A 21,917-nucleotide genomic window follows, 5' to 3' on the forward strand; every position below is an offset into this window, starting at 1 on the left:
CCTCTGTGAGCGCGAGTCTGACGAGTGACGGCCGAGATGTCAACGCGCGGCGGCGGGGATGGAGACGGATGCGATCAGGCGCTCAGCTCGGCGGCGGCGGCCTCGAGGAGGGTTTTCATCTCGAACGGCTTCTGCAAGGTGCGGCGGGCGCCGAGCATCTTGGCCACGTCGAGAAAATTCAGGATGCCGATCATGTCGCTGCCGCCCGTGATGGCGATGACCTTGGAGGCGGGAAACTCCCGGCGCAGCGTCATGATGCTTTCGAGGCCGTCCTGGTCGGGCATGAGGATGTCCATGATGACGAGGTCGGCGGGCTTGGCACGGTACCGCTCCAAGCCTTCTTTGCCGTCACGGGCTTCCTGGACTTCGTACCCCGCCTGCTCCATCGTTTCGCGAATGAGCTGACGGATCTGATCTTCATCGTCAACGACGAGTACTGACGGCATCGGCGTCCTCTTCTACGAACAGGGTGACGGCGGTCTGCGCGGCGCGCGGGGATCCGCCAGTGTCGCGGGCATCCAGCAGACGGCGGATGGCATGGGCCAGATCGTGCAGCGCGAGCGGTTTCAACAGATACTCTGCGGGCCCCTGCACGCGCGCTTCGGCGGCGGACCGTCGCTGGTCCGATCCGGTGCACAGGATGACCGGCAGGTCGGGCCTCAACCGCCGGCACTCTTCGGCCAACAGGTCGCCGCCCATGCCGGGCATGCACTGGTCGGTGATCAGGAGATCGAAGCGCTGCGGAGCGATGCTGAACGCCTGCCAGGCGTCCGCCGCGTTCATCCGAACGACCGGAAAATATCCGAGCGACTCTAGCATCTCGCCGCCGAACCGGGCAAGGGATTCCTCGTCGTCCACGAAGAGGATGCACTCATGCCCGTGGGGCGGCGGCACATCCGCCGTCGCCGGCGCCGCGGCGCGCGGGGGCAGCGCCGGAAGATAAACGGACACCGTGGTGCCGACGTCCACCTGGCTCTCCACGAGTACGGTGCCGCCGTGCGCCGTCACAATGCTGTGCACAACGGAGAGTCCCATGCCCCGCCCTTCGCCGAGCGGCTCGGTCGTGAAGAACGGATCGAAGATGCGGCGGACCACTTCCGGGTCCATCCCCTCGCCGGTATCCCGGATCGTGAGGCAGACATAGCACCCGGGCGCCAGGCGGCCGGAGGGGCTCACCTGCTCGACGTCGAGCTCCCGATCTTCGAGCCGGATGTCGAGGATGCCGCCGGACTGCCGCATCGCATGCAGGGCATTCTCCACGAGGTTCAACATCAGCTGATGCATATGCGTAGTATCGGCGGAGATCGGCCGCGTCGGGGCGGCGATCCGTTCCCGCAGTTCGATCCAGGCGGGAATCGTCGGGCGCAGCAGCTTCAACGATTCTTTCACGAGCGTATGCAGCGAAAGCGGGCGTTTCACGTGGTCGCTCTGCTGGCTGAACGTGAGCAATTGATGGACCAGCTCGCGGGACTTCCGGCCCGCAGCCACCACCTGCTCGATATGACGATGCGCCTTACTGTCGGCGGGAATCAGCGGCAGCGCCAGCTCGCTGAATCCCAGGACGGCGGTCAGGCTGTTGTTGAACTCGTGGGCGATCCCGCCGGCCAGCGTGCCGATCGCTTCCATCTTCGAGGCGTGGCGACGCGACGCTTCGGCCTGTTTCAGATCGGTCACATCGACGACGGCGCCGATCGTGCGGACCGGGGCGCGCGCCGACCCGTCGCCTTCGAACCAGGTATGGGAACGGACGCTCACGTACCGGATAGACTTATCCGGTCTCACCAGTCGGTGCTCGACGAGAAATTGTCCGCTTCCGGCGGGATCGTGCGCCTGGCGTAAGGCATCCAGCACGGCTCCTCGGTCCTCCTGCGGGATCAATTCGAGGTACCGTTGCAAGGATCCCGGTTCGTCCGCGGACAGACCGTAGATCTCCCGGAGCGCCGGCGACCAGTACAGGGTGTCCGTTCGATGGTCGTGTTCGAAGATGCCGACATGGGCGGCTTCGACGGCAAGGTCCAAGCGACGTTGGCTTTCGCGGACAGTCCGCTCCGCTTCGCGTCTGGGCGTGATGTCGACAATCGCCGCCAGCACCATGCGGCCCGATGACGTCTCGAGGGGATTGAGCCCGATTTCAAGGGGGAACTCCGTCCCGTCTTTCCGTAACCCGTACAGCTCGCGACCCGTGCCCATCGCGCGGGTGGCCGGAACCGAGAAGAAGCTGCGACGGGCGTCGGGATGCGCCGACCGGAACCGCTCCGGCACCAATAATTCGACGGAGCGCCCGAGCAGTTCGTCGCGCGTGTAGCCGAACAGGCGCTCAATCTGTCCGTTGACCATCGAGATGATGCCGTCCTGGTTGGCCATCAACATCCCGTTGGGGGCCGACTCGACCGCCAGCCTGAATTGCGCCTCCCGTTCCTGGGCGACGGATTCGATGAGCTTGTACTGCGTGAGATCCTGGACGGTGCCGGCCATGCGCACCGGTTGCCCCGCCGCGTCGCGCGTGACGGCGCCGCGACAGCGCACAAACCGGATGGTGCCGGACGGCTGAACGATCCGGCAATCCACTTCGTAGGGGGCGCCGTCGGCCAGGGTCTTCTCCACGGCGGCCACGACGCGCGCGCGATCGTCGGGATGGAGCGCCGCGGTGAAGGTCTCGTACGTGGGCATGACGGAGCCCGGCTCGTAGCCGAAGATGCGGTATTGCTCGTCCGACCACACTTGCGTTCCGTCACGGATGGTCCAGTCCCAGCTCCCCACGTGGGCCAGCGCCTGGGCGGACTGCAGGTGTGTATCCAGCGTGCTCGCCGGGGAGGAGTTGGGAGGCGCCTTATGGCTCTGCTCCGCTTGCTGGCGCTGGGTCACATCGGTCATGACCCAAATGAACTGGGTCACTTCGCCGAGCGGGTTTCTGACGGGCGAGAGGGTGACTTCGTTCCAAAACGGCGCGCCGTTTTTGCGGTAGTGGCGCGCCACGACGCGGCAGGGCCGGCCGTCCTGCAGCGCCAGGGCGAGTTTCTCGATGGCGACCCGGTCGGTCTGCGGACCGTGCAGCAGGGAGAGCGACTGGCCCAGCACCTCCTCGTCGGCGTAGCCCGTCAGCAGCCGGAACGCGGGGTTCGCATAGATGACCGGATGGCGCGGGACGGCGGCGTCGGTGATCGCGACGCCGCAACTCGCGGCCGCGATCACTTTGCTCTTCAGCACCCCGTCGCGCCGCTGGTGCCATCCATGCCACGTGGAGAGGCCGAGCAGCAGCAGAGCGCCGATCAAGAGAACGGTGTTCAATTCCACGAAGTCTGACCGCCTCCCGACGACGGGGTCTGACGTACAGTGATGGGAAGCGGGCCCGAGGTCCTGCGCCGATAGAGAAGCGGAATCGCTCTCAGCGCAGGCACACCGGATATGGGCTTGCGACAGGCGGCCGACATACAATCCTCCCAGACCCCGCGGCCTGTGTCGACGGCCGAACGGGAGCCCGAACCAGCTGCCATGCTGAGAACGTAAGATACTGAAAATCTGCGAAAATCTCTAGATATGGAAGGCGAATGGAGGTATTAATTTTTGCCCCTACGGTGTTAGAGCCGAATGTCTCCGGCTAGCCTTGCCGTTTGACGAAGAACGCAGCCGCTTGGGCGCGCCGCGTGATCCGCAGTTTTTGGAACACGTTGGCGAGATAGTTCTTCACCGTTTTGTCGCTCAGCCCCAAGGCGTTCGCGATTTCCTTGTTCGTTTTCCCTTCGGCCACCAATGCGAGCACGCGCTCTTCCTGCGCTGACAACTGTTCGATGCCGGCCGCGTGCGGCGCCGTGCCGAGCCCCCTCAGCCAGCGGAGCGCGCGCTCCGTGACCGTGGGATCGAGGATGGAGCGGCCCTCCGCCACGAGGTGAATGGCGCGGATCAAGGCCGCTGAATCGACCTCTTTCAACACGTACCCGTGCGCGCCGGCCACTACCGCGGCGAGCACGGAATCGTCGTCGGCGTACGAGGTGAGGAAAATGACCCGCGTGTTGGGATTCTGCTCGAGGATGTCGCGGCAGGCCTCCACCCCGCTGCCGTCCGGCAGGCGCACGTCCATGAGAATCACGTCGGGCTTGAGCCGGAGGGCGTCCTGGACCGCCGCGGCCATCGTGCCCGCTTCCCCAACGACGGCGACGCCGCTTTGCTGGGACAATACGGTTTTCAAGCCGACCCGCACGACCTCGTGGTCGTCAACGAGCAAGAGGCGAATCGGTTTGGCTTTCACGGTGAGCATGCGGCTCCTCCTTCGGTACGTTCAGAATGATGGTCGTCCCCTCGCCCGGGGTCGATTGCACGTGAAACTCGATCCGGACTTTTCTGGCGCGCGCGGCCATGTTTCCGAGGCCGTATCCGGTTCCCGCCGCGGTGCGAACGTCGAACCCCACGCCGTTATCGTCGATGCGCAGCCGGATCGTCCGCCGCAGGCGGCGCAGCGACACCGACACCGCCGTCGCCCGGGCGTGCCGCACGACATTGCTCAGCGCCTCGCGCAGGATGTTGAGCAATTGCAGCGCGCGTTCCTTGGAAATCGACGGCAGCGCGTCCGGTTCGATGCGGACACGGCACCGGATGGGATGGGCGTGCATCAGCGTGGCGATCACGGTTCGCACGGCGGTTTCCACGTCTCCGCCCTGCAGCACCTGCGATTCCAAGCCAGCGATGAAATTCCGCACTTCCGTCATCACCGCGTTGAGCTGAGTCACCGCCTGCGCCACCGTCGCGAAGGCGTCTTTATGCCTGCGCTGGGTGATCAGCGGCTTGCACGATTCCAATCCCAGTCCGACGGCATAGAGCGACTGCAAAATGCCGTCGTGCAAGTCCTGGCTGATGCGCTCCCGTTCTTCCAGGGCCGCGCGCAGGTCGCGCTCGCGCTGGCGCAGCGTTTCTTCCATCCGCTTGCGTTCGGTGATGTCGGTCGCGGCGCCGAGCACCATCGTGGCCCGGCCGGCTTCGTCGAGAATCGGCCGCTTCACCGTCTGCAGCCAGCGGGTCCTGCCGACGGCGTCGGTGATGACCTCTTCCGGGATGAACCGCTCTTGCCGCGAATCCATCACCTCCAAATCCAGGCGCCGGAAAAACTCCACCTCGTCCGGGTGGGAATTGAAATCGGCGTCCGTCTTTCCGATCAAGGCCTCGACCGTCGTGCCGTAGGCGTCGGCGACGGCCTTGTTGACCAAGGTAAAGCGCCCCGCCCGGTCTTTGGCAAAAACGAAGTTGGGATCGATGTCGATGACTTGGCGGATAAACGCATGGGACTGCCGGAGCTCTTCTTCGGCCCGCTTCTGTTCGGTGATGTCGTGCCCCACCGTGACCATGCACGGCGTGCCGTGCAGGTCGATCAGCTCGGCGGAGACCAGACATCGGCGGACCTCGCCCGCCTTGTTCCGTAAGCCGACCTCGAGGTTGCGGATGGAACCCGCCTGCTTCAAGCGCTGGACGAATCGCAGACGGTCTTCGGGGGAGGGCCAGAGGCGCACGTCGTCGGCCGTGCGACCCACCAGGTCCCCGCGGGTGTAGCCGAAAATCTCAAATGAGGCGTCGTTGGCGTCGAGAAACAGACCGGATTCCAGCTCGGACAGCACGATGGGATAGGGGCTGGATCGAAAGGCCTTGGCGAAGAGTTCTTCGCTGGCCCGCAGCGCGCTTTCGGCCTTTTTCCGTTCCGTGATGTCGTGTCCGACGGTCAGGAGGCAGCGGGTGCCGCGGAGCTCAACGAGATCGGACGAGACAAGGATGTGGCGAAGCTCACCCCTGTTGGTCCGAAAACTCATCTCCCAGTTGCGCACCGGTCCGCCGGTCCGCAACCGGTCGATCAGCCGGAGGCGGTCCTCGGGATTCGGCCAAATGCCGAGCAGCAGCGTGGTCCGGCCGACAACCTCCTCGCGGCGGAAGCCGAAGAGCTCCAGGCAGGCGTCGTTCACGTCGAGGCAGCGGCCGGACTCGACCTCGGTGATGCCCACCGGGTTCGGGCTGGCGCGGAACGCTTTGGCAAACAGTTCCTCGCTGGCCCGCAACGCGTCCTCCGCCGCCTTGCGCTCGGTGATGTCTTCGGAAATCGTCAGGAGATAGGCCGGCTTTCCGTCGTCGCCGGGGATGGGAATCTTTTTCGTCAGCAGCAGGCGTTCCTCGTGACCGTGGTTCAGCAGGACCTGCTCGGACCGCGTCACGCTGTCCGGCTGCATGAGCGCCTCGGTGTCCGCCTCGAAGACCCGGTCCGCCTCCGCTTCCCGCAGCACGTCGTGCGCGGTCTGGCCGATCACGTCCTGCCGCGGGCGGCCGAAGAGCCGCTCCCCGGCCTTGTTCAACATGATGTACCGCAGGTCGCGGGCGTCCTTGACGGTGATCATGTAGGGGATATTTTCGATGATGGATTGGAGGAAGACATGGGTCCGCCGGAGGGCATCCTCCGCCTGCTTCCGCTCGGAAATATTCTCATGCGTGATCACCGCTCCGCCGGCTTCTCCGGCCAGGGGGGTGGCGCGCAGGACGAACCACCGCTGCTCCGTCGCGGAGTGGCAGGCATATTCGGTCGAAAAACTGGACCGCCGCCCGGCGCGGACACCCTCGATGCCGCGGAGAATATACTGTGCCGGCTCGTCGTCGCTCGTGGCGCGCCCGCAGAGGTTGAGATAATTCACGCCAACACCGATCCCGGGCGAGTTCGGCGCGCCGTTCGCGGCGGCGAACCGCTGCCAGGCGTCATTGACCGCCACAATGGTGCCGTCCTTGTCGAGGACGGCGATGTGGGCGGAAAGCGAATTCAGCACGACGCGCCCGAACTCTTCACTGGCCCGCAAGGCTGCTTCCGTCTGCTTGCGCTCGGTGATGTCGCGGGAGATGCCGAAAAGACCGGAGACAGCTCCCTTCGCATCGAACAGCGGGCCTTTTGTGGAGAGGAACGTTCGATACGTCCCGTCTGCGGTCGTGACGTGGTCTTCATATGTGGCGGTCTTGCCGTTGGCCATCACGTCGCGGTCTTTTTCCATGACGGCTCTCGCATCGTCCGGCGGAAAGATGAACGTGTCATCGTGACCGAGCACGTCTTCCGGTTTTTTGCCGACGAAACGACCCGCCGCGGCATTGAACAGGAGGTAGCGGCCTTCACGGTCTTTGATGAACACCGCATCCGACGTTCCTTCTACGATGGCGTGCAGCTGTTGGCGGCTTTGGCGTAAAATTTCCTCCACGCGCTTGCGCTCGGTAATATCCCGTGAATTGACGATCACACGGATCTGTCCTTGCGCGTCCCGAACCGCCCGGCCGATCCCCTCGAACGTGCGCCAGGATCCGTCCTTGTGCCGGAAACGGAATTCGGCGGACCGGGGTTCCCCCGGTTGCCGCACGATGGTCTCAAACCGTTCCAGGACGGCCGCCAAGTCGTCTTCATGCACGAAATCGAACGCCACCCGCCCATTCAGCTCCTGTGCGGCGTATCCCAACAGCCGCTCGAACGAGGGACTTTCGAATCGGATCGTACCGTCCAGGTCCAACACGGTGATGATGTCGGAGGAATGCTCGATCAGCTCGCGAAAGTGCGCCTCGCTCTGCTGCAGCGCCGCCTCGGCCTGCTTCCGCTCGGTAATGTCCAATGTGCTTCCGAACATGCGGACGGGCCGGCCGTCGGCGTCTCGATCGACTTCGCCGCGGCAATGGATGGTGCGGACTTCACCGTTCGGCAGGACGATCCGGCATTCGACGTTGTAAGCGGCCGTACCCCGTAAAGCCTCGTTGACGGAGGCGAGAATGCGGTCATGGTCCTCGGGAAGCAACGCGGTCAAAAACGTTTCGTGGGTGGGCGACATCGATTGCGGTTCATGGCCGAAGATCCGGAACTGTTCGTCCGACCATTCCATCTCACCCGACGCGAGATCCCATTCCCAGCCGCCGACATGAGCCAGAGCCTGGACCGCCGAGAGTTGCTGCAGCTGTCGGCGGAGCTCCGCATCGGCGCGGGCTCGCTCCTGTTCGAGGCGCGTATAGTGTGCTTGGAGGGAGCGGTCCTGCTCGGCGAGCGCGCGGGTGAGGTCCGCCACCTGCGACCGCAGCGATTCCAGTTCGGGCATGTGGCCGGTCTGGCTCATGGCACGATTCCTTGCCGGGTGGCGCGTTTGTCAACGGTTCGGCGCTGCGAATCGACGGATGTCCGGGGGGCGAGCCGGCGTGAACGGTGAGGAGGACGATCGCTGGGCAGGAATGCGCGGCTGAGACGATTCGACGGCGGGACATGGCGGCGCACAGCCGGACTCCAACACGACATGCCGAACACCCCGTCGGTGAAATCGGTGAAGGCGGGCGGTAGTGTCCTACGAAGCTAGGTAAAAGTCCAGGCCTAGTTTTAGGAAATCACTGAAGAGCGGGCGGCACGAGCAAGTCGAGACGGAAGAATCATGGTGGTAATTATCCGGCGGCAATAATTCGAAGAGAGGCTTCGCCTGATGAGCCGCGGATACTAAGTAAAAGGGAACCAAGAAACACCGAAGGTCTTATCCGCCGACAAGGAAGACGAAAAATCAATGAAGAGTCGGCGGTACGAGCAAGCTTGGTTTGGTGCCGAAGGCGGGACTTGAACCCGCACGGCTTGCGCCACACGCCCCTCAAACGTGCGTGTCTGCCATTCCACCACTTCGGCCCTAAGCAGGATGTTGAAACAAGCCTGCGACGGCGTTCTCGCATCGTGCTGAGGCTCCACGTACGAGGACTGTACGCGTCGCCTCTTCACTCTGCTGCGGCCCTGTCGCAGACTTGTTTGAACATCCTGCAACTTAAGCCGGCCGGAAGTCCTTCGCAGGCAGAGGGAACGACATTATAGAAGGCCCGTAAAATTGTTGTCAACGAAACACCCCTCCGGTAGAATCCGTCCGGCTTCAGGTCCACAACACGCGAGTGCCGATTCGCTCTCTATCGCTATGGCCGTTGTCACTTCCCGCACATCGCACCGCCTCGCCAGTCAGGTCGCCGCGTTTTTCGACGTGGATAATACGGTGCTGCCCGGATTGGCCAGCGAAGTGCGGTTTTTTCAATGGCTGTGGCGGTGCCGCGTCGTCGGCTGGCCGGAGCTCCGCGCCAGTCTGAGATGGTGGGCGCGTCATTGGCCGTCGGCGTCGCTGCAGCCGCTCCGCGAGCGGAAGCTGTATCTGGCCGGCAAACCGGCGCAGGTCATCGAACCGTTGGGGGAAGAGTTTTGCCGGGAGCGATTGTGTCCGTCCGTCTCGCCGGCTGCGATGCGCCGAATCGACGAACATCGGCGGGCCGGCCATGCGATCATCCTCTTAAGCGGCTCGCTGGATTTTCTGATCGAGCCGATCGCCGGCGCGTTGCAAGTCGACCGCTGCTTCGCGGGAGTCTTGGAGCAGGTGAACGGACTCTACACCGGTCATATTGTCCCGCCTCTTCCCTATGGACAGGGCAAGCGGCAGCTCCTGGAGCAATTGGCGCAGGATCTGGCACTGGATCTTTCCGCCTGTTATGCCTACGGAGACAGCCCGGGCGATCTGGACCTCTTGGGCTCCGTAGGGCACCCGACCGTGGTGAACCCCATCCGCGGGATGGCCCGTGTCGCTCGGCGGCGAGGCTGGCCGGTTGTGGAGTGGACGTAACAGGGGATCCAATCAAATCGTGTGGTCTTATGCTGCGCGTCACGGAAATTTTCCATAGCCTCCAAGGCGAGTCGACCTTTGCCGGCCGGCCCTGTGTGTTCGTGCGCCTGACCGGCTGCCCGTTGCGCTGTACCTGGTGTGACACCGAGTACGCCTTTTACGGTGGGACGGAACAGTCGATCGATGACATCATTGCGAGAGTCCGGGCCTACGGTTGCCCGTTGGTGGAAGTCACCGGTGGAGAACCGCTGGCCCAGCCGGACGCGGCCGCGTTGTTGAAACGTCTCTGCGACGAAGGATTCACGGTGCTGCTCGAAACCAGCGGCGCCCTCGATGCGGCGGCAGTGGACCAGCGGGTGCACATCATCCTCGATATCAAGTGTCCGGGAAGCGGAATGGCCGAACGGATGCACTGGCCGAACGTCGAACGCCTGCGATCGCAGGACGAGGCGAAGTTCGTCCTGCAGGATCGCGCCGACTATGAGTGGGCCAAAGACGTCATGATCCGGTACGGTTTGACCGAGCGCTGCACCGTGCTGTTCAGCCCCGTCTTCGGCGTCCTGGATCCGCAACATCTGGCCGAATGGATTCTGGCGGACCGTCTGCCGGTTCGATTCCAGCTGCAGATGCACAAGTTTATTTGGGCACCCGACATGCGAGGGGTGTGAAGACGTGAAGCGTGATTTGTGAATCGTGGAGCGCGAGAGATGAAGGAGCGATGAATGAACGTCATGCAGGTTGAAGCGAAAGCAGGACGGGTCGAGGCGGAGACGGCCGAGGCGCTGGTGCTGACGCATTGCGAAGGCGAGCCGCTGGCGAAGCAGGATGCCGCGGTGTTGGATCAGGCGCTGGGCGGCGTGCTCCGGGACTTGGTGCAGTCGAAAGAGTTTGAAGGCAAGGCGAATGAAGTGATGTTGGTTCACACGCAGGGCAGGGTGCCGGCGAAGCGGATCATTCTGGTCGGTCTCGGAAAAAAGAAGGATCTCGGGCTCGACCACATCCGGCAGGCGCTCGGCCATGCGGCGAAACGGGTCCGCCAAGCGAAGGCCGGGTCCTTCACGGTGGCGCTGCCGAGCGTGACTCCGCGAGGTTCCTCACCCATCGATGTCGGGCAGGCGATGGCGGAGGGCGCCATTCTGGGCACCTATCAGTTCACGGTCTACCGCAGCGAGCCCGCGAATCGGGAGATCGGCTCCATGACCATCCTGGCGCCGCAGAAGGCGCAGACCCGCCCGTTGATCGAGGGCATCCGTCGCGGTGTCGCCACGGCGGAAGCCACGGTGTTCGTCCGCGATCTGTGCAATCATCCGTCCAACGTCATGACGCCCACCAAGATCGCCCACGAGGCCAAGGCGGTCGCCAAGGAAACCGGCGTGAGCGTCAAAATTCTCGAGCAGAAGGAGATGGAAGCGCTCGGGATGGGCGCCCTGCTCGGCGTGGCGAAGGGCAGCCATGAACCGCCGAAGTTCATCATCCTCCAGTATCATGGATCGAAGAAGAAGGACGAGCGCCCGGTGGTGCTCGTCGGTAAGACGATCACCTTCGACACGGGCGGCATCTCGCTCAAACCGGCCGAGAATATGGAGCAGATGAAAGCCGACATGACCGGCGGGGCAGAAGTGCTGGCAACGATACGGGCGGCGGCCCGGCTGAAGCTGCCGCTGAACCTGATCAGTATTTTGCCGGTGGCCGAGAACATGCCGGGCGGCCGCGCGATGCGGCCGGGCGACGTGGTGAAGACACTCTCCGGCAAGACGGTGGAAGTGCAGAACACCGACGCGGAAGGGCGGCTGATTCTGTCGGACGGCTTGGCCTATGCGACGCGGTTCAGGCCGGCTGCGCTCATCGACATCGCGACGCTCACGGGCGCCTGCGTCGTGGCGCTGGGGCAATTCGCCATCGGCATGTTCGGAACCGACGCGAGACTGAAAGAGTCCATTCGCAAGGCGGGCTTGCGTGCGGGCGAGCGGGTGTGGGAAATGCCGCTGTGGGACGAATATTTCGAGCAGCTCAAGAGCGATGTCGCCGACATGCGCAATATCGGCGGGCGCGGGGGCGGGATGATCACGGCCGCGTTGTTCCTGAGCAAATTCGTGGGCGACAGTCCCTGGGTGCACCTCGATATCGCGAGCACCGACTGGAGCGAGCGCGAGCGCGCCTATATTCCGAAAGGGCCCACCGGGATCGGCACGAGGTTGCTGATTCAGTATCTGATCGATCGGACGCTGTAAATCGCCGGCGGGGGGCACGGCATGATGATGTCGCGGGAAAAAATCGGGCAGCTCTTTATGGTCGGCTTCGACGGGACCGCGGTCACTCCGGATCTCGCCTCGTTCATCAAGGAGTACAAGCCCGGCGGCGTCATCCTCTTCGCGCGCAATCTCGAATCGATGGAGCAAATGGTCGAGTTGACCAACGATCTCCAGCGGTGTAGTTCCCATTCCCCGTTGCTGATCTCGATCGATCAAGAGGGAGGGCGCGTCTCCCGCTTGCCGAGGTCCTTCACGATCTTTCCCCCCAGCGACCTGCTGGGGCGCTGCCGGTCGTCGGAATTGGCCTATGCCGCCGCGGCGACGACGGCCAAGGAGTTGCGCGCGGTGGGCGTGAACATGAACATGGCGCCGGTGCTGGACGTGAACAGCAATCCGGCGAATCCCGTCATCGGCGACCGGGCGTTCGGGACGACTCCGGATTTGGTCTCCGACCTGGGGCTGGCGACCATCGGCGGGTTGCAAGATCAGCGCGTCGTCGCCTGCGGGAAACATTTTCCGGGCCACGGGGACACCAACGCCGATTCGCACAAGGAATTGCCCGTGGTCACGGCATCGCGCGAGCGGCTGGAGGAGATCGAGTTCCCGCCGTTCCGCGCCGCGGCTGTTCACGGCGTGGCGACGATGATGACGGCGCATGTGCTGTATCCGGCCCTGGACGATCAACGGCCCGCCACGCTCTCTCCGGCGATCATCGGCCGGTTGCTCCGGGAAGAGATGCGGTACGACGGCGTCGTGCTGACGGACGATCTGGAAATGCTCGCGATCATCGACCATTACGGCATCGAGGACGCCACTGTCCGCGCGATTCTCGCGGGATGCGACATGCCGCTCATCTGCAAAGATCGCAACCGCGAGGTGGCCGCGATCACGGCGCTCGACAAGGCTGTGGCGGACGGGACGATTTCCGCCGAACGGCTGGAGCAATCGTTGAATCGCATCGCCCGGCTCAAGCAACGGTTCCTGCTGCCCTATCGCCCGGTGGTGATCTCGGATGCCAAGCTGACCGTGGGGTGCCGAAGCCATCGGGCCCTGTTGCATTCCATTGACCAAGCGCGAGAGCGCCTGGCGAAAACGCCGGTGTGAGCGCCGGCTGCGCCTCTCGTTTCGCCTGCCACACCGCTTGCCCGACGAAGGGATTGATCGATGGCTGTGAAGAAGGGCGATATTCTCGACGAGCACAAGCGGCATCCGCAGGCCTGCGGCCTGGTCGTGAAAGTAATGGGCGGCGGCGACGGGTTTGAAAAGATCGTCTGCTGCGATCACGAGCTGACCGATCAGGACGTGGTGGCCGAGATGGGCTCGCCCGCCGGACGCAAGAAAGGCCTGTTGCCGCCGGCGGTCGTCTTGGACGAGAAAAAGCTTTACCCGGATTCCTGCGGCCTGCGGGTGATGATCATGGACGGCGGCGCCGGGTTCAAGGAAATCCGCTGCTGCGGCCACTCGCTGACCATGACTTCGATGCGCGAGCTGAAGTTCGGCCAGATGCGGGCCCCGGAGCCGGAGCCCAACAGTCCGGCGGGGAACGCGTAGCAGGCTGTTCAAAAAGGCCGTCCAGCAAGGCCGCAGCTAGCGAAGAGGCGAGACGTACTCCTAACCGGTACGTTGAGCCTCTGAGCGACGCGAGAACGCCGCTGGCGGGCTTTTTCAACAGCCTGCAAGATCATTCGGACAAAGGGGGCGCTATGGCAACGGCGGACTCGGCCGCGTATCGGAGCGAAACCATGAAACGGTGGTGCGGCTACATGGAATGGCTGGACCGCCTGGGCTACATTACCGCGGGATTCAGCCTACTGCTCTTGGGCATGTTGATCTTCGCCCACGCCTGGTACAGTTTCGCCGTGAAGTCCTCGCATATCGGCCTGCTGCCGGCCGGGCTCCGGCTGCTGAACGATCTGCTGCTCGTCATCATCCTCCTGGAGCTGTTCCGGACCGTCATCCGGTTCCTTCAAACCGAAGTGCTCTCGCTCGAGCCCTATTTAGCCGTCGGCATCATCGCCTGCACCAGGCGGGTGCTGACCGCCGGCGCGGAGCTGTCCCACCAATCGAATATGACTGAGACGCAGTTCTATCAATATTTGATGGACGTCGGCATGAACGTCGCGGTCATCATGGTGCTGACGCTCGGTGTGTTCTTGATCCGCACGCGCCAGGGGGACAAGACGGCGGCAGCGGGCGTCTCTTCGTGAACCGGGCGGTCGCCTCTCGTCTTGCCCTCCTCTCACCTCTTGTGGCATCATGCGCCCTCTTGGAGGCGGCATGGCTGCGTTGCTGGAATACGTCGGCTGCGTGCACATTTATCTGGGCCCCTATCGAGGCAACCCGATCGCCTTGTACTTGAAGCGCACGGAGTCCGGCTGCCAGATCGGTCCCCAAGTCTATCCTTGGAATGACGTGGTGGGAGTCGGAGAGACGCCCAATAAAGCCGCCGCGGATTTCGAGGAAAAGTGGAAGGGCAAAGGTCTCACGGCCGACATGTATTCCGGCCCCGCCTGGGAAGGCGGTATTAAGCCGGAAAAGCCGGCGCCTCCGAAACCGGCCGCGCCTCCGAAGCCGGCTGCCGCCGCTTCAACCGCTCCCGCCACCGGTGCTCCCGCTGCCTCAGCGGCTTCGACTGCGACGTCTTCCTCCCCTGCTCCGGCCCCGGCCCCGGCTCCCGCAACCGCTTCAACACCCCAGTCGGGCTCTCAGACGAATTCCTGAAGACCACAAAGATCAGTGCCCTGCAGCGCCGGCCGCGAGCTTGCTGTGCCGGAGTCCGTACCAGGCGTAGACCAAAACGCCTATGGCGGTCCAGACCCCGAAACGTATCCAGGTGAGCCCGGGAAGGAAGGCCATGAGGCCCAGGCACGCCAGCATGCCGAGGATCGGCACCAGCGGCATCAGCGGCAGGCGGAACGGGCGCGGGTGATTCGGCTTGGTATAGCGCAGCACGATCACACCCAGACAGACGAGGACGAAGGCGAAGAGCGTCCCGATATTGGTCATGTCGGCGGCATCGCTGATCGGAATAAAGGCAGACAGCACCGCCACGCCGATTCCGGTGATCACCGTGGCGCGATGCGGCGTGCCGAAGCGCGGATGCACCGCGGAAAGCCATGGTCCCAGAAGGCGATCGCGCGACATCGCGAAAAACACCCGAATCTGCCCTACCATCATCACCACCAGCACGCTGGTGATCCCCGCCACCGCCCCGATCGCCACGATGGCGGCGCCCCATTTGAAGCCGACCAGCCGCAACGCATCGGCGACGGGCGCATGGATATCGATCTGGGTATGGGGAATCAATCCCGTGAGCACGGCGGCGACCGCGATGTAGAGGACGGTGCAGATGGCGAGCGACGCGATGATGCCGACGGGCAGGTCGCGCTGCGGGTTGCGGGCCTCTTCAGCGGTGGTGGAGACGGCGTCAAATCCGATGTAGGCAAAAAAGATGATGGCCGCCGCGGCGCCGACGCCGGCGAAGCCCTGCGGCATGAAGGGCGCCCAGTTGGCGGCGTTCACCGACGGAGCACCGACGCCGATGAAGAACAGAATCACGGCGAGCTTGAGCGCCACGATGATGCCGGTCGCTCGGGCGCTTTCTTTGATGCCGATCACCAGAATGACGGTGACCAGCAGCACGATGACGGCCGCCGGGATATTGGCGAAGCCGCCGTCGGGACCGCCGGGTGGGTGGGTGGCCCAATGCGGCAGCTCAAAACCGGCCAAGAGCAGCAGATTGTTGAAGTAGCCCGACCAGCCGATCGCGACCGCGACGCAGGCGACGCCATATTCCAGGATCAGATTCCACCCCGTAATCCAGGCGAGGAATTCGCCCAAGGTCGCATAGGAATAGGTATAGGCCGACCCGGCGACGGGAATCATCGCGGCGAACTCCGCATAGCAGAGGGCGGCCAGCGCGCAGGTCAGGCCGGACAAAACGAACGAGAGGATGATGCCGGGGCCGGCGCCTGGCCGGTGTGTGTCGCCGACGATCGCCGTGCCGATCAAGACGAAAATGCCGGTCCCGATGATCGCACCGATCCCGAGCGCGGTCAGATCCCAGGCGGTCAGTGTTTTTTTCAGCCGATGGTCGGGATGGTCGGCGTCGGCGAGGATCTGATCGATAGGTTTCGTGCGGAAGAGGCGGTTGATCACAGAGCCTTTGGTGAGCGGCTGAGCCGAAGAGGCGGCTGGATCGAAGGCCTGAGGTTCCATATGCCGTCAAGTATAGCAGGGAGGGTGCCGGCTACGGACCGGAAAGCGATCACGCGCCGGTCCGTCTCGCGGCGCGCAGCAGCGCTTCGAAGAGGCGGCGATGGGCCTGATGCCGCTCGAACAGGAATTCCGGGTGCCACTGCACCGCCAAGAGAAAGCGGTGCGCGGGCGACTCGATCGCTTCGACGATGCCGTCCGGTGCGACGGCGCTGGCGACGAGGGACGGGGCTACGGTTTTCACCGATTGATGGTGCGAGCTGTTCACCTTCAGCGTGGCTTGATTCACGATCTTCCTGAGGAGGCTGTTCGGCGCCACCTTTACGGAATGAGCCACGTGAACGGCCGTGGTTTTCTGGCGGTGTTGCAGCGCGTCGCGCACTTGCGAGGGAATGTCCTGGAACAGACTGCCCCCGCAGGCGACGTTCACGGTCTGCATGCCGCCACAGATCCCTAACAGGGGCAGATCCCGCGCGTTGGCCTGGTGAACCAGGTCCAACTCAAAATCGGCCCGTCGCTCGCTGACGAGGGGGAACGGATAACGTTGGCGTTCTCCATACAATCGCGGGGGAAGATCCGGGCCGCTGCCGGTGAGCAGCAGGCCGTCGACGCCGTCGAGCAGCCGCCGGCGCGCGGCCCGCCCGGCGACCAACGGAAGGATGAGCGGGATGCCGCCGAGCTCTTCGATGGCCCTGATGTAGCGGGCGCGCAGGAAGTACGTTGGCTCGCTGCCGCCCATGTCTGTCCTCTCACCGGCATTGAAGTCCGGCGTCACGCCGATGACAGGTTTCATATCACCGGACTGGTTCTACAGGAGCGGCCAACGGAGCCGCTTCGGCCGGAGCCGGCTCTTCGGCCGCCACACCGAGGAAGCGCACGGCCCGGTCGCCGGACAGATGTTCCGGCGTGATGACGTAGGTGCCGTACATGCTGGGGATCCAGATGTTTTTCGCCGTTTGTTCGCTGCCTCCCGAAAAGGCGTAGGCGAGGCCGCCAACGATGCCGCCGCCGATTGCGAAGGCGGCTTTGAGGGGGAAGTAGAGGATGGTCGCAACGGCGGACGCCGCCTGCATGCCGGCGCCGGAGGCGGTACCCTGCTGGGTGTCGGTGGCGGATGATTGGCTCCAGGCCGGAACGGTCACCATGCAGCAGAACGCGACGATGACGATCACTGTGACGAGCGGGACGGTACCGAAGAGTCCACCGTGTTTCACGTGAAAATCCTCCTTCCTCTCGAACAGGCCTGCGCAAACATCCGCACAGGCGCCGCATGCGTTATAGCAAATTCATCCATGAATGCAAACCCCCCGCCCTTGCCGCGAAGTCAGTGCGATGAAGGAGATGCGCCGCCGTCGGCCACGTCCAGTTCCGTCAAGATGTAGGACAATACATACTCGGTCCTTGTCGGCATGACGGCGGCCAGCTCGGTCTCCAGCTCGCCGGCCGGCAGCCGCTGGTTTTCCTGCGTGATGCCGCGGTCCAGTTGCAGATCGAGCTTGCACCAGGCCACCGCCTGCGCAAAGAGGTCCGGCACACGCGCTTCATAATCGGCGCGTTGCTCCGGATCGATGTGTCGCATGCACGAGGAGAGACGATCGGAGAGGCCGAGCTGCTCGGCCAGCGCGGACAGTTGCGCCGTGCCGATTTCCACCGACACCTGGATGCCGGCTTTCCAGCTCCGTTTTTTGACATTGAACACGCAGGCGACGTGGTGCGGCTGTTCGTCGACCGGGTCCGGCCCGAAGAACAGAGTGACGCGGTAGGGTCCGGATTCCGGCGGCGATGCGAGCGGCATGCGCCCGCATTCTAACACGTCCCGCACGTTGACGCCTTTTGCCGGCCGACGATAAGATGCCGGCCATCATGCTGGCGGCACACGATCAGCGGATCGCGGCGATCCAAGAGGCGCTGCGCGAGAGCGACGGGCTTGACGGGTGGCTCTTCTACGACTTTCGCGTGAGCGATCCGCTCGCCTATCGCGTGCTCCTGCTCGATCCCGCTCGGCACGTGACGAGGCGCTGGTACTACTGGATTCCAGCGCAGGGCGATCCCGTGAAGCTGCTCCACCGTATCGAACCGCATGCACTTGACGAATTGCCCGGGCAGGACCGGTTGTATGTCTCATGGGACGAACAGCGGACGGCACTCGGCTCCATATTAAAAGGCCGCCGGCGCATCGCGATGCAGTATTCGCCGCTCAACGCCGTGCCGTATGTCTCGCGGGTCGATGCCGGCACGGTGGAGCTCGTCAGAAGTTTCGGCGCGGAGGTCGTCAGCTCGGCCGACCTGGTCCAGCGGTTCGAAGCGGTGTGGACGGAAGAACAGCGGGCGTCGCACGAGTATGCGACGGTCGCCCTGCGGCGCATGGTCGACGAGGCGTTCGCCCACGTGGCGGCGTCCGTTCTGAAGGGACGGTCCCTCACCGAATACGATGTGCAGCAGTTCATCCTGGCAAGAATCCACGATGCAGGGATGACGACCTCCAGCGCACCGATCGTCGCCATCGATGCGCACAGCGCGGACCCCCACTACGGACCGAGCGCCACCGATTCATCCCCGATCGGCCGCGACTGTTTGGTGCTGATCGATCTGTGGGCGAAGCGGAGGGAATCCGGTTCGGTCTACGGAGATATCACCTGGACCGGCTACACGGCGGGCCGCGTCCCGGACAAACAGCGGACGGTGTTCGCGGCGGTGCGGCGCGGGCGAGATGCGGCCTTGGCCTTTGTCCGTGAACGGGCGGACAACGGACGGCTGCCGTTCGGTTGGGAAGTCGACGAGGTGTGCCGCAATGAAATCCGGCAAGCCGGCTACGGCGACTTCTTCGTGCATCGGACCGGTCATTCCATCGGAGAAGAGGTGCACGGCAACGGAGCCAACATCGACAATTTGGAAACCCGGGACAGCCGCCGGCTCATGCGGCGCACCTGCTTTTCCATCGAGCCCGGCATCTACCTGCCGGGGGAATTCGGGATCAGAAGCGAACTGGATGTGTATCTCGCAGATCGGGAGGCCTTGGTGTACGGGCAACCGCTCCAGACGGAGATCGTTCCCATCTTGTGATGGCCGCGCTTTCTTGACACCACCTTCTTGTGGCGGCTAGAGTCAACCCACTCACTGCCATCGATATTTTAAGCGAGAGGTGCCGGCATGTTCGGGACGATGGGCATTTCGGAATTGATCATCATTCTAGCCATCGTGCTGATTATTTTCGGAGCCGGCCGGCTGCCGCAGATCGGCGAGGGGGTCGGCAAGGCCTTGAAGGGCTTCAAGAAGGAAGTCAACGAAGTTCCTCCTCCCGTCGCTACCCAGCAGGAGACGGCTCCTCCGCAACCGGTGCCAACTCAAGCGGCGGCTCCTTCTCCGCCGCAACCGGCCGCTCCGGCGACAGGGACGGCACCAAAACCAAACGTACCGTATGTACCGGGTCCGGAAATGACGCCGGGCACCACGGCCTCGCTGTTGTATAACATGGGCCCGCAGGGACCTCAGACCGCACCCAGGACTGCCGCTCCCTCCCCCGCGGCCACGCAGACTTCTGCGCCGGCGGGCGCACAACCAGTGGTCTCCATGGAAGAACGCGCCGCTGCGCCGGCTCCCGTTTCGCGCGCCCAGTACCCACCCTTGCCGCCCGGCGCGCAGGCCAAGCCGGCGGCGAAACGGCCGTCGGCGATCGTGAACAAAGAGGCCGTCGCGCGGGTACAGGCGCAACAGGCCGCGCTCAAGGCGAAGGCCGCGCAGGCGCAAGGCGGAGGGATTTCTCCGAACGACATGCAGAGTCTTGGAGAAGGCGTCGGCGATATGCTGCGGACCTTCCGCCAGGCGGTGACGGATGTGCGGAACAGCGTAGACCCGCAGATGCGGACCATTCAGGCTGAGATGGATGCCGCGCAAAAAGAGATCGAACAGTCTATCGAGGCGGCGAAGGAAATGCCGGTTGTGCAGGAAGAGCCGCCGAAACCTGCGTAATCTCCTCAGAGCGACCTTCTGACGAACTTCCGCATGTCGCCGGCTCTCTTTGGATGCCTCCTCGCCTGCAGCTGCCTGCTGCTGGCCGGTTGCTATCGGGAGTCGGCGCCCTCTCCTGACACCGCTGTTCAGGTTCTGATGGAACTGATCCGTGACCGGGATGCCTCGGTGCGGCGCACCGCCGCGGAGGCCCTCGGCAAGATCGGTGATCCGGCGGCCGAACCGGCGCTCGTCCAAGCGCTCCATGATCCGGAGCCGGCGGTGCGGGAGGCGGCCGCGCGTAGTGTTGCCCGGCTGCCGTCCTTCGGCGAGGCAACGACCCATCAGCTCATCTCACTCTTGAAAGATCCGGAGCCGCCGGTTCGCCGCGCGGCGGCGATGGGATTGAGCGGGGCGGAGGAAAACAGCCGGCACGTCCGCGCGATCGGTGAGGTGTTGACCAGCCCCGATCCGGATTTCCGGCGATCGGCCTCCCATGCCCTCCTGTATCTTGAGGACCCCCGGGGACTGGCGACCGGCGCGCTGTCGCAGGGGGCCAAGGATCCCGATCCGGCCGTACGGCAATGGGCCCTTGCCGCCCTGGCGGAAATCGGCGGGCAGAGCGCCGTGCCGGTGCTGATGGATCGGCTGCTGCATGATGCCGTGGAGGCGGTCCGCGTCGAGGCGGCCTATCGGCTCGGCTTTGTCGGAGATGAGTCGGTGGTCGATGAGTTGAAACGAGTCGTGGAGAAGGAAACGAGTGCGACGCTTACCGGATGGGTCGGGAAGACCGCTGCGTCCCTTACGAAGGCGTCCGGCTTTGATTCAGGGCTTCCACCAGATCCACCAGCAGAGCCTGGGCCTTCGCATCGATCTCCGTAAACTGCACTCCCATACCGGGAAACAGGAGGTAGCGCTCGGGCTTGTTGCGCGTCCAGGCGACCTTGGCTTTGGCCTTCAATTTCTCCCACGGGCGATCGGGCAGGGCAAACTCCACGGCGAGCTCCGTCCCGGGAGCCAGCGGCATCCCGCTTTCAATGAAGAGGCCGCCTCCGCCGATGCCGCCGGTCAGGCTGTCGAACTGTTTGCCTTCGGGGGTCGTGTATCGCACCTTCACGGCCAGCGGCGCCCGCGGGTGCGTTCGACAATGGGCGAAGCGCCCGTCGTCGTCGCACGCCAACACGCGCTCGATAATGGCTCCCCAAGGCATGGCGCCCAACAGCGCACCGGACGCATCGTGGACGAGGATTCGTTCGTGGTCCGTGTCGATGGTCAGTGATTTGCCTTGATGCCCTGCCGTGGAGGTTACCGGAACTTTCATACCCAGTCCTGTCGTGAGCTGACGCCGTTCAAGCCGCTCGGCCGGTTCCCTGCACCATTTTGACCAATTTCAAAATGCGATCCCTGGTATCGGGGTTGATGTCGGAGAAGCGCACGCCCATGCCGGGGCTGAACGTGTATTGATCCGCTTTCGGACAGACCCACGCGACGACGCCTTTGGCCGGAAGCCATTCGGACGGCTGCTCCGGCAGCGAGAATTCCATCGCGAGCTTCGTCCCGACCGGCAGGGGCGCCTGGCTTTCGATAAAGAGGCCGCCGCCGCCGATGCCTCCCGCCCGGCTTTCGAAGCGCTGCCCCTCCGGGGTGTTGTAGCGGACCTTGAAGGCCAGCGAAATGCGGGGCTCTGACCGCACTTCTTTCTGCACCGGCGGCTTACGGTACGCGAGGATTTGGTCGATCACAAAATCCCACGATAGGCTCCCGATCGGCTCCCCGTTAATGCCCATCAAGGTGACGACTTCGCGGGCCGCGTCAAGCTCCAGGACTTTCCCCTTGTGGCGCAGACTGGACGAAACCGGATATTTCACGGAGCCCTCCCTTCACC

The 21,917-nt window shown here is 64.0% G+C and carries 20 protein-coding genes and 1 tRNA gene; 10 read left to right on the forward strand and 11 right to left on the reverse strand.

The annotated features are described in order from the left end of the window. Positions 1-74: 74 nt before the first annotated feature. The 5 genes from NITMOv2_RS00730 to NITMOv2_RS00750 all read right to left on the reverse strand — a co-directional run bounded on the left by NITMOv2_RS00730 (position 75) and on the right by NITMOv2_RS00750 (position 8,650). Positions 75-446 carry a response regulator gene (locus NITMOv2_RS00730; protein WP_053378076.1) on the reverse strand — a complete coding sequence of 124 codons (372 nt, stop codon included), beginning with the start codon at positions 444-446 and terminating at the stop codon, positions 75-77. Further along, positions 424-3,294: a PAS domain-containing hybrid sensor histidine kinase/response regulator gene (locus NITMOv2_RS00735; protein ID WP_053378077.1), complete on the reverse strand. Its 2,871-nt coding sequence runs from the start codon at positions 3,292-3,294 to the stop codon at positions 424-426. The genes NITMOv2_RS00730 and NITMOv2_RS00735 overlap by 23 nt, the downstream gene beginning before the upstream one ends. A 304-nt stretch (positions 3,295-3,598) precedes the next feature. Beyond that, positions 3,599-4,255 carry a response regulator gene (locus NITMOv2_RS00740; protein ID WP_053378078.1) on the reverse strand — a complete coding sequence of 219 codons (657 nt, stop codon included), beginning with the start codon at positions 4,253-4,255 and terminating at the stop codon, positions 3,599-3,601. Beyond that, entirely contained in the window at positions 4,212-8,102 is a 3,891-nt protein-coding gene (locus NITMOv2_RS00745; protein WP_053378079.1) for a PAS domain S-box protein, read from the reverse strand. Before NITMOv2_RS00745 ends, NITMOv2_RS00740 begins: the two co-directional genes overlap by 44 nt. A 464-nt stretch (positions 8,103-8,566) precedes the next feature. After that, positions 8,567-8,650: transfer RNA gene (locus tag NITMOv2_RS00750), tRNA-Leu, on the reverse strand. Between the two features lie 277 nt (positions 8,651-8,927). On the opposite strand from NITMOv2_RS00750, the gene NITMOv2_RS00755 reads away from it, so the two are divergent. From NITMOv2_RS00755 to NITMOv2_RS00785, 7 genes are all read left to right on the forward strand, one after another. After that, positions 8,928-9,617 (forward strand): HAD family hydrolase, encoded by a 690-nt coding sequence (locus NITMOv2_RS00755; protein WP_053378080.1) that lies wholly within the window; start codon positions 8,928-8,930, stop codon positions 9,615-9,617. 29 nt (positions 9,618-9,646) lie between these two features. Further along, entirely contained in the window at positions 9,647-10,285 is a 639-nt protein-coding gene (gene queE, locus NITMOv2_RS00760) for a 7-carboxy-7-deazaguanine synthase QueE (protein WP_053378081.1), read from the forward strand. Between the two features lie 54 nt (positions 10,286-10,339). Further along, the gene (locus tag NITMOv2_RS00765; protein ID WP_053378082.1) at positions 10,340-11,848 is read left to right on the forward strand and encodes a leucyl aminopeptidase; all 1,509 of its coding nucleotides are present in this window, start codon (positions 10,340-10,342) and stop codon (positions 11,846-11,848) included. Between the two features lie 21 nt (positions 11,849-11,869). Continuing rightward, positions 11,870-12,973 carry a beta-N-acetylhexosaminidase gene (gene nagZ / locus NITMOv2_RS00770; RefSeq protein WP_053378083.1) on the forward strand — a complete coding sequence of 368 codons (1,104 nt, stop codon included), beginning with the start codon at positions 11,870-11,872 and terminating at the stop codon, positions 12,971-12,973. A gap of 60 nt (positions 12,974-13,033) precedes the next feature. Next, on the forward strand, positions 13,034-13,420 hold the full coding sequence (locus NITMOv2_RS00775) for a hypothetical protein (RefSeq protein WP_053378084.1): 387 nt from the start codon (positions 13,034-13,036) through the stop codon (positions 13,418-13,420). A gap of 152 nt (positions 13,421-13,572) precedes the next feature. Next, positions 13,573-14,076, forward strand: a complete 504-nt coding sequence (locus NITMOv2_RS00780; protein WP_053378085.1) for a phosphate-starvation-inducible PsiE family protein — start codon at positions 13,573-13,575, stop codon at positions 14,074-14,076. A gap of 70 nt (positions 14,077-14,146) precedes the next feature. Then, positions 14,147-14,590: a hypothetical protein gene (locus NITMOv2_RS00785; protein ID WP_053378086.1), complete on the forward strand. Its 444-nt coding sequence runs from the start codon at positions 14,147-14,149 to the stop codon at positions 14,588-14,590. 12 nt (positions 14,591-14,602) lie between these two features. Here NITMOv2_RS00785 and NITMOv2_RS00790 read toward each other — a convergent pair whose 3' ends face one another. The 4 genes from NITMOv2_RS00790 to NITMOv2_RS00805 form a co-directional block, all read right to left on the reverse strand. Next, the gene (locus tag NITMOv2_RS00790) at positions 14,603-16,087 is read right to left on the reverse strand and encodes an amino acid permease (protein ID WP_083447644.1); all 1,485 of its coding nucleotides are present in this window, start codon (positions 16,085-16,087) and stop codon (positions 14,603-14,605) included. Between the two features lie 49 nt (positions 16,088-16,136). Further along, entirely contained in the window at positions 16,137-16,877 is a 741-nt protein-coding gene (locus tag NITMOv2_RS00795) for a gamma-glutamyl-gamma-aminobutyrate hydrolase family protein (protein ID WP_053378087.1), read from the reverse strand. Between the two features lies 1 nt (position 16,878). Then, complete coding sequence (locus tag NITMOv2_RS00800) at positions 16,879-17,298, reverse strand: hypothetical protein (RefSeq protein ID WP_053378088.1); 420 nt, start codon at positions 17,296-17,298, stop codon at positions 16,879-16,881. 110 nt (positions 17,299-17,408) lie between these two features. Further along, positions 17,409-17,906, reverse strand: a complete 498-nt coding sequence (locus tag NITMOv2_RS00805; RefSeq protein WP_145976121.1) for a hypothetical protein — start codon at positions 17,904-17,906, stop codon at positions 17,409-17,411. A 29-nt stretch (positions 17,907-17,935) separates the two neighbouring features. On the opposite strand from NITMOv2_RS00805, the gene NITMOv2_RS00810 reads away from it, so the two are divergent. The 3 genes from NITMOv2_RS00810 to NITMOv2_RS00820 all read left to right on the forward strand — a co-directional run bounded on the left by NITMOv2_RS00810 (position 17,936) and on the right by NITMOv2_RS00820 (position 20,914). Further along, a complete protein-coding gene (locus NITMOv2_RS00810; RefSeq protein ID WP_083448312.1) occupies positions 17,936-19,147 on the forward strand; it encodes a M24 family metallopeptidase in 1,212 nt (403 codons plus the stop codon). Positions 19,148-19,234: 87 nt separating this feature from the next. Next, the gene (gene tatA / locus NITMOv2_RS24845; RefSeq protein ID WP_187299318.1) at positions 19,235-20,053 is read left to right on the forward strand and encodes a twin-arginine translocase TatA/TatE family subunit; all 819 of its coding nucleotides are present in this window, start codon (positions 19,235-19,237) and stop codon (positions 20,051-20,053) included. A gap of 33 nt (positions 20,054-20,086) precedes the next feature. Further along, complete coding sequence (locus NITMOv2_RS00820) at positions 20,087-20,914, forward strand: HEAT repeat domain-containing protein (protein ID WP_053378090.1); 828 nt, start codon at positions 20,087-20,089, stop codon at positions 20,912-20,914. Here NITMOv2_RS00820 and NITMOv2_RS00825 read toward each other — a convergent pair. Continuing rightward, on the reverse strand, positions 20,835-21,353 hold the full coding sequence (locus tag NITMOv2_RS00825; protein ID WP_053378091.1) for a PilZ domain-containing protein: 519 nt from the start codon (positions 21,351-21,353) through the stop codon (positions 20,835-20,837). The genes NITMOv2_RS00820 and NITMOv2_RS00825 overlap by 80 nt on opposite strands. A gap of 28 nt (positions 21,354-21,381) precedes the next feature. Beyond that, the gene (locus tag NITMOv2_RS00830) at positions 21,382-21,900 is read right to left on the reverse strand and encodes a TIGR02266 family protein (RefSeq protein WP_053378092.1); all 519 of its coding nucleotides are present in this window, start codon (positions 21,898-21,900) and stop codon (positions 21,382-21,384) included. Positions 21,901-21,917 lie beyond the last annotated feature (17 nt).

It is taken from the genome of Nitrospira moscoviensis, assembly GCF_001273775.1.
GTDB lineage: Bacteria > Nitrospirota > Nitrospiria > Nitrospirales > Nitrospiraceae > Nitrospira_D > Nitrospira_D moscoviensis.

What these genes read in the sequence shown, in the direction of transcription:
- NITMOv2_RS00755 (WP_053378080.1), top strand. Translation starts at nt 8,928, where the DNA reads ATGGCCGTTGTCACTTCCCGCACATCGCACCGCCTCGCCAGTCAGGTC.
- tatA (WP_187299318.1), top strand. Translation starts at nt 19,235, where the DNA reads ATGTTCGGGACGATGGGCATTTCGGAATTGATCATCATTCTAGCCATC.
- NITMOv2_RS00745 (WP_053378079.1), bottom strand. Translation starts at nt 8,102, where the DNA reads ATGAGCCAGACCGGCCACATGCCCGAACTGGAATCGCTGCGGTCGCAG.
- NITMOv2_RS00825 (WP_053378091.1), bottom strand. Translation starts at nt 21,353, where the DNA reads ATGAAAGTTCCGGTAACCTCCACGGCAGGGCATCAAGGCAAATCACTG.
- NITMOv2_RS00785 (WP_053378086.1), top strand. Translation starts at nt 14,147, where the DNA reads ATGGCTGCGTTGCTGGAATACGTCGGCTGCGTGCACATTTATCTGGGC.
- NITMOv2_RS00820 (WP_053378090.1), top strand. Translation starts at nt 20,087, where the DNA reads ATGTCGCCGGCTCTCTTTGGATGCCTCCTCGCCTGCAGCTGCCTGCTG.
- NITMOv2_RS00775 (WP_053378084.1), top strand. Translation starts at nt 13,034, where the DNA reads ATGGCTGTGAAGAAGGGCGATATTCTCGACGAGCACAAGCGGCATCCG.
- nagZ (WP_053378083.1), top strand. Translation starts at nt 11,870, where the DNA reads ATGATGATGTCGCGGGAAAAAATCGGGCAGCTCTTTATGGTCGGCTTC.
- NITMOv2_RS00780 (WP_053378085.1), top strand. Translation starts at nt 13,573, where the DNA reads ATGGCAACGGCGGACTCGGCCGCGTATCGGAGCGAAACCATGAAACGG.
- queE (WP_053378081.1), top strand. Translation starts at nt 9,647, where the DNA reads ATGCTGCGCGTCACGGAAATTTTCCATAGCCTCCAAGGCGAGTCGACC.
- NITMOv2_RS00795 (WP_053378087.1), bottom strand. Translation starts at nt 16,877, where the DNA reads ATGAAACCTGTCATCGGCGTGACGCCGGACTTCAATGCCGGTGAGAGG.
- NITMOv2_RS00765 (WP_053378082.1), top strand. Translation starts at nt 10,340, where the DNA reads ATGAACGTCATGCAGGTTGAAGCGAAAGCAGGACGGGTCGAGGCGGAG.
- NITMOv2_RS00790 (WP_083447644.1), bottom strand. Translation starts at nt 16,087, where the DNA reads ATGGAACCTCAGGCCTTCGATCCAGCCGCCTCTTCGGCTCAGCCGCTC.
- NITMOv2_RS00730 (WP_053378076.1), bottom strand. Translation starts at nt 446, where the DNA reads ATGCCGTCAGTACTCGTCGTTGACGATGAAGATCAGATCCGTCAGCTC.
- NITMOv2_RS00740 (WP_053378078.1), bottom strand. Translation starts at nt 4,255, where the DNA reads ATGCTCACCGTGAAAGCCAAACCGATTCGCCTCTTGCTCGTTGACGAC.
- NITMOv2_RS00810 (WP_083448312.1), top strand. Translation starts at nt 17,936, where the DNA reads ATGCCGGCCATCATGCTGGCGGCACACGATCAGCGGATCGCGGCGATC.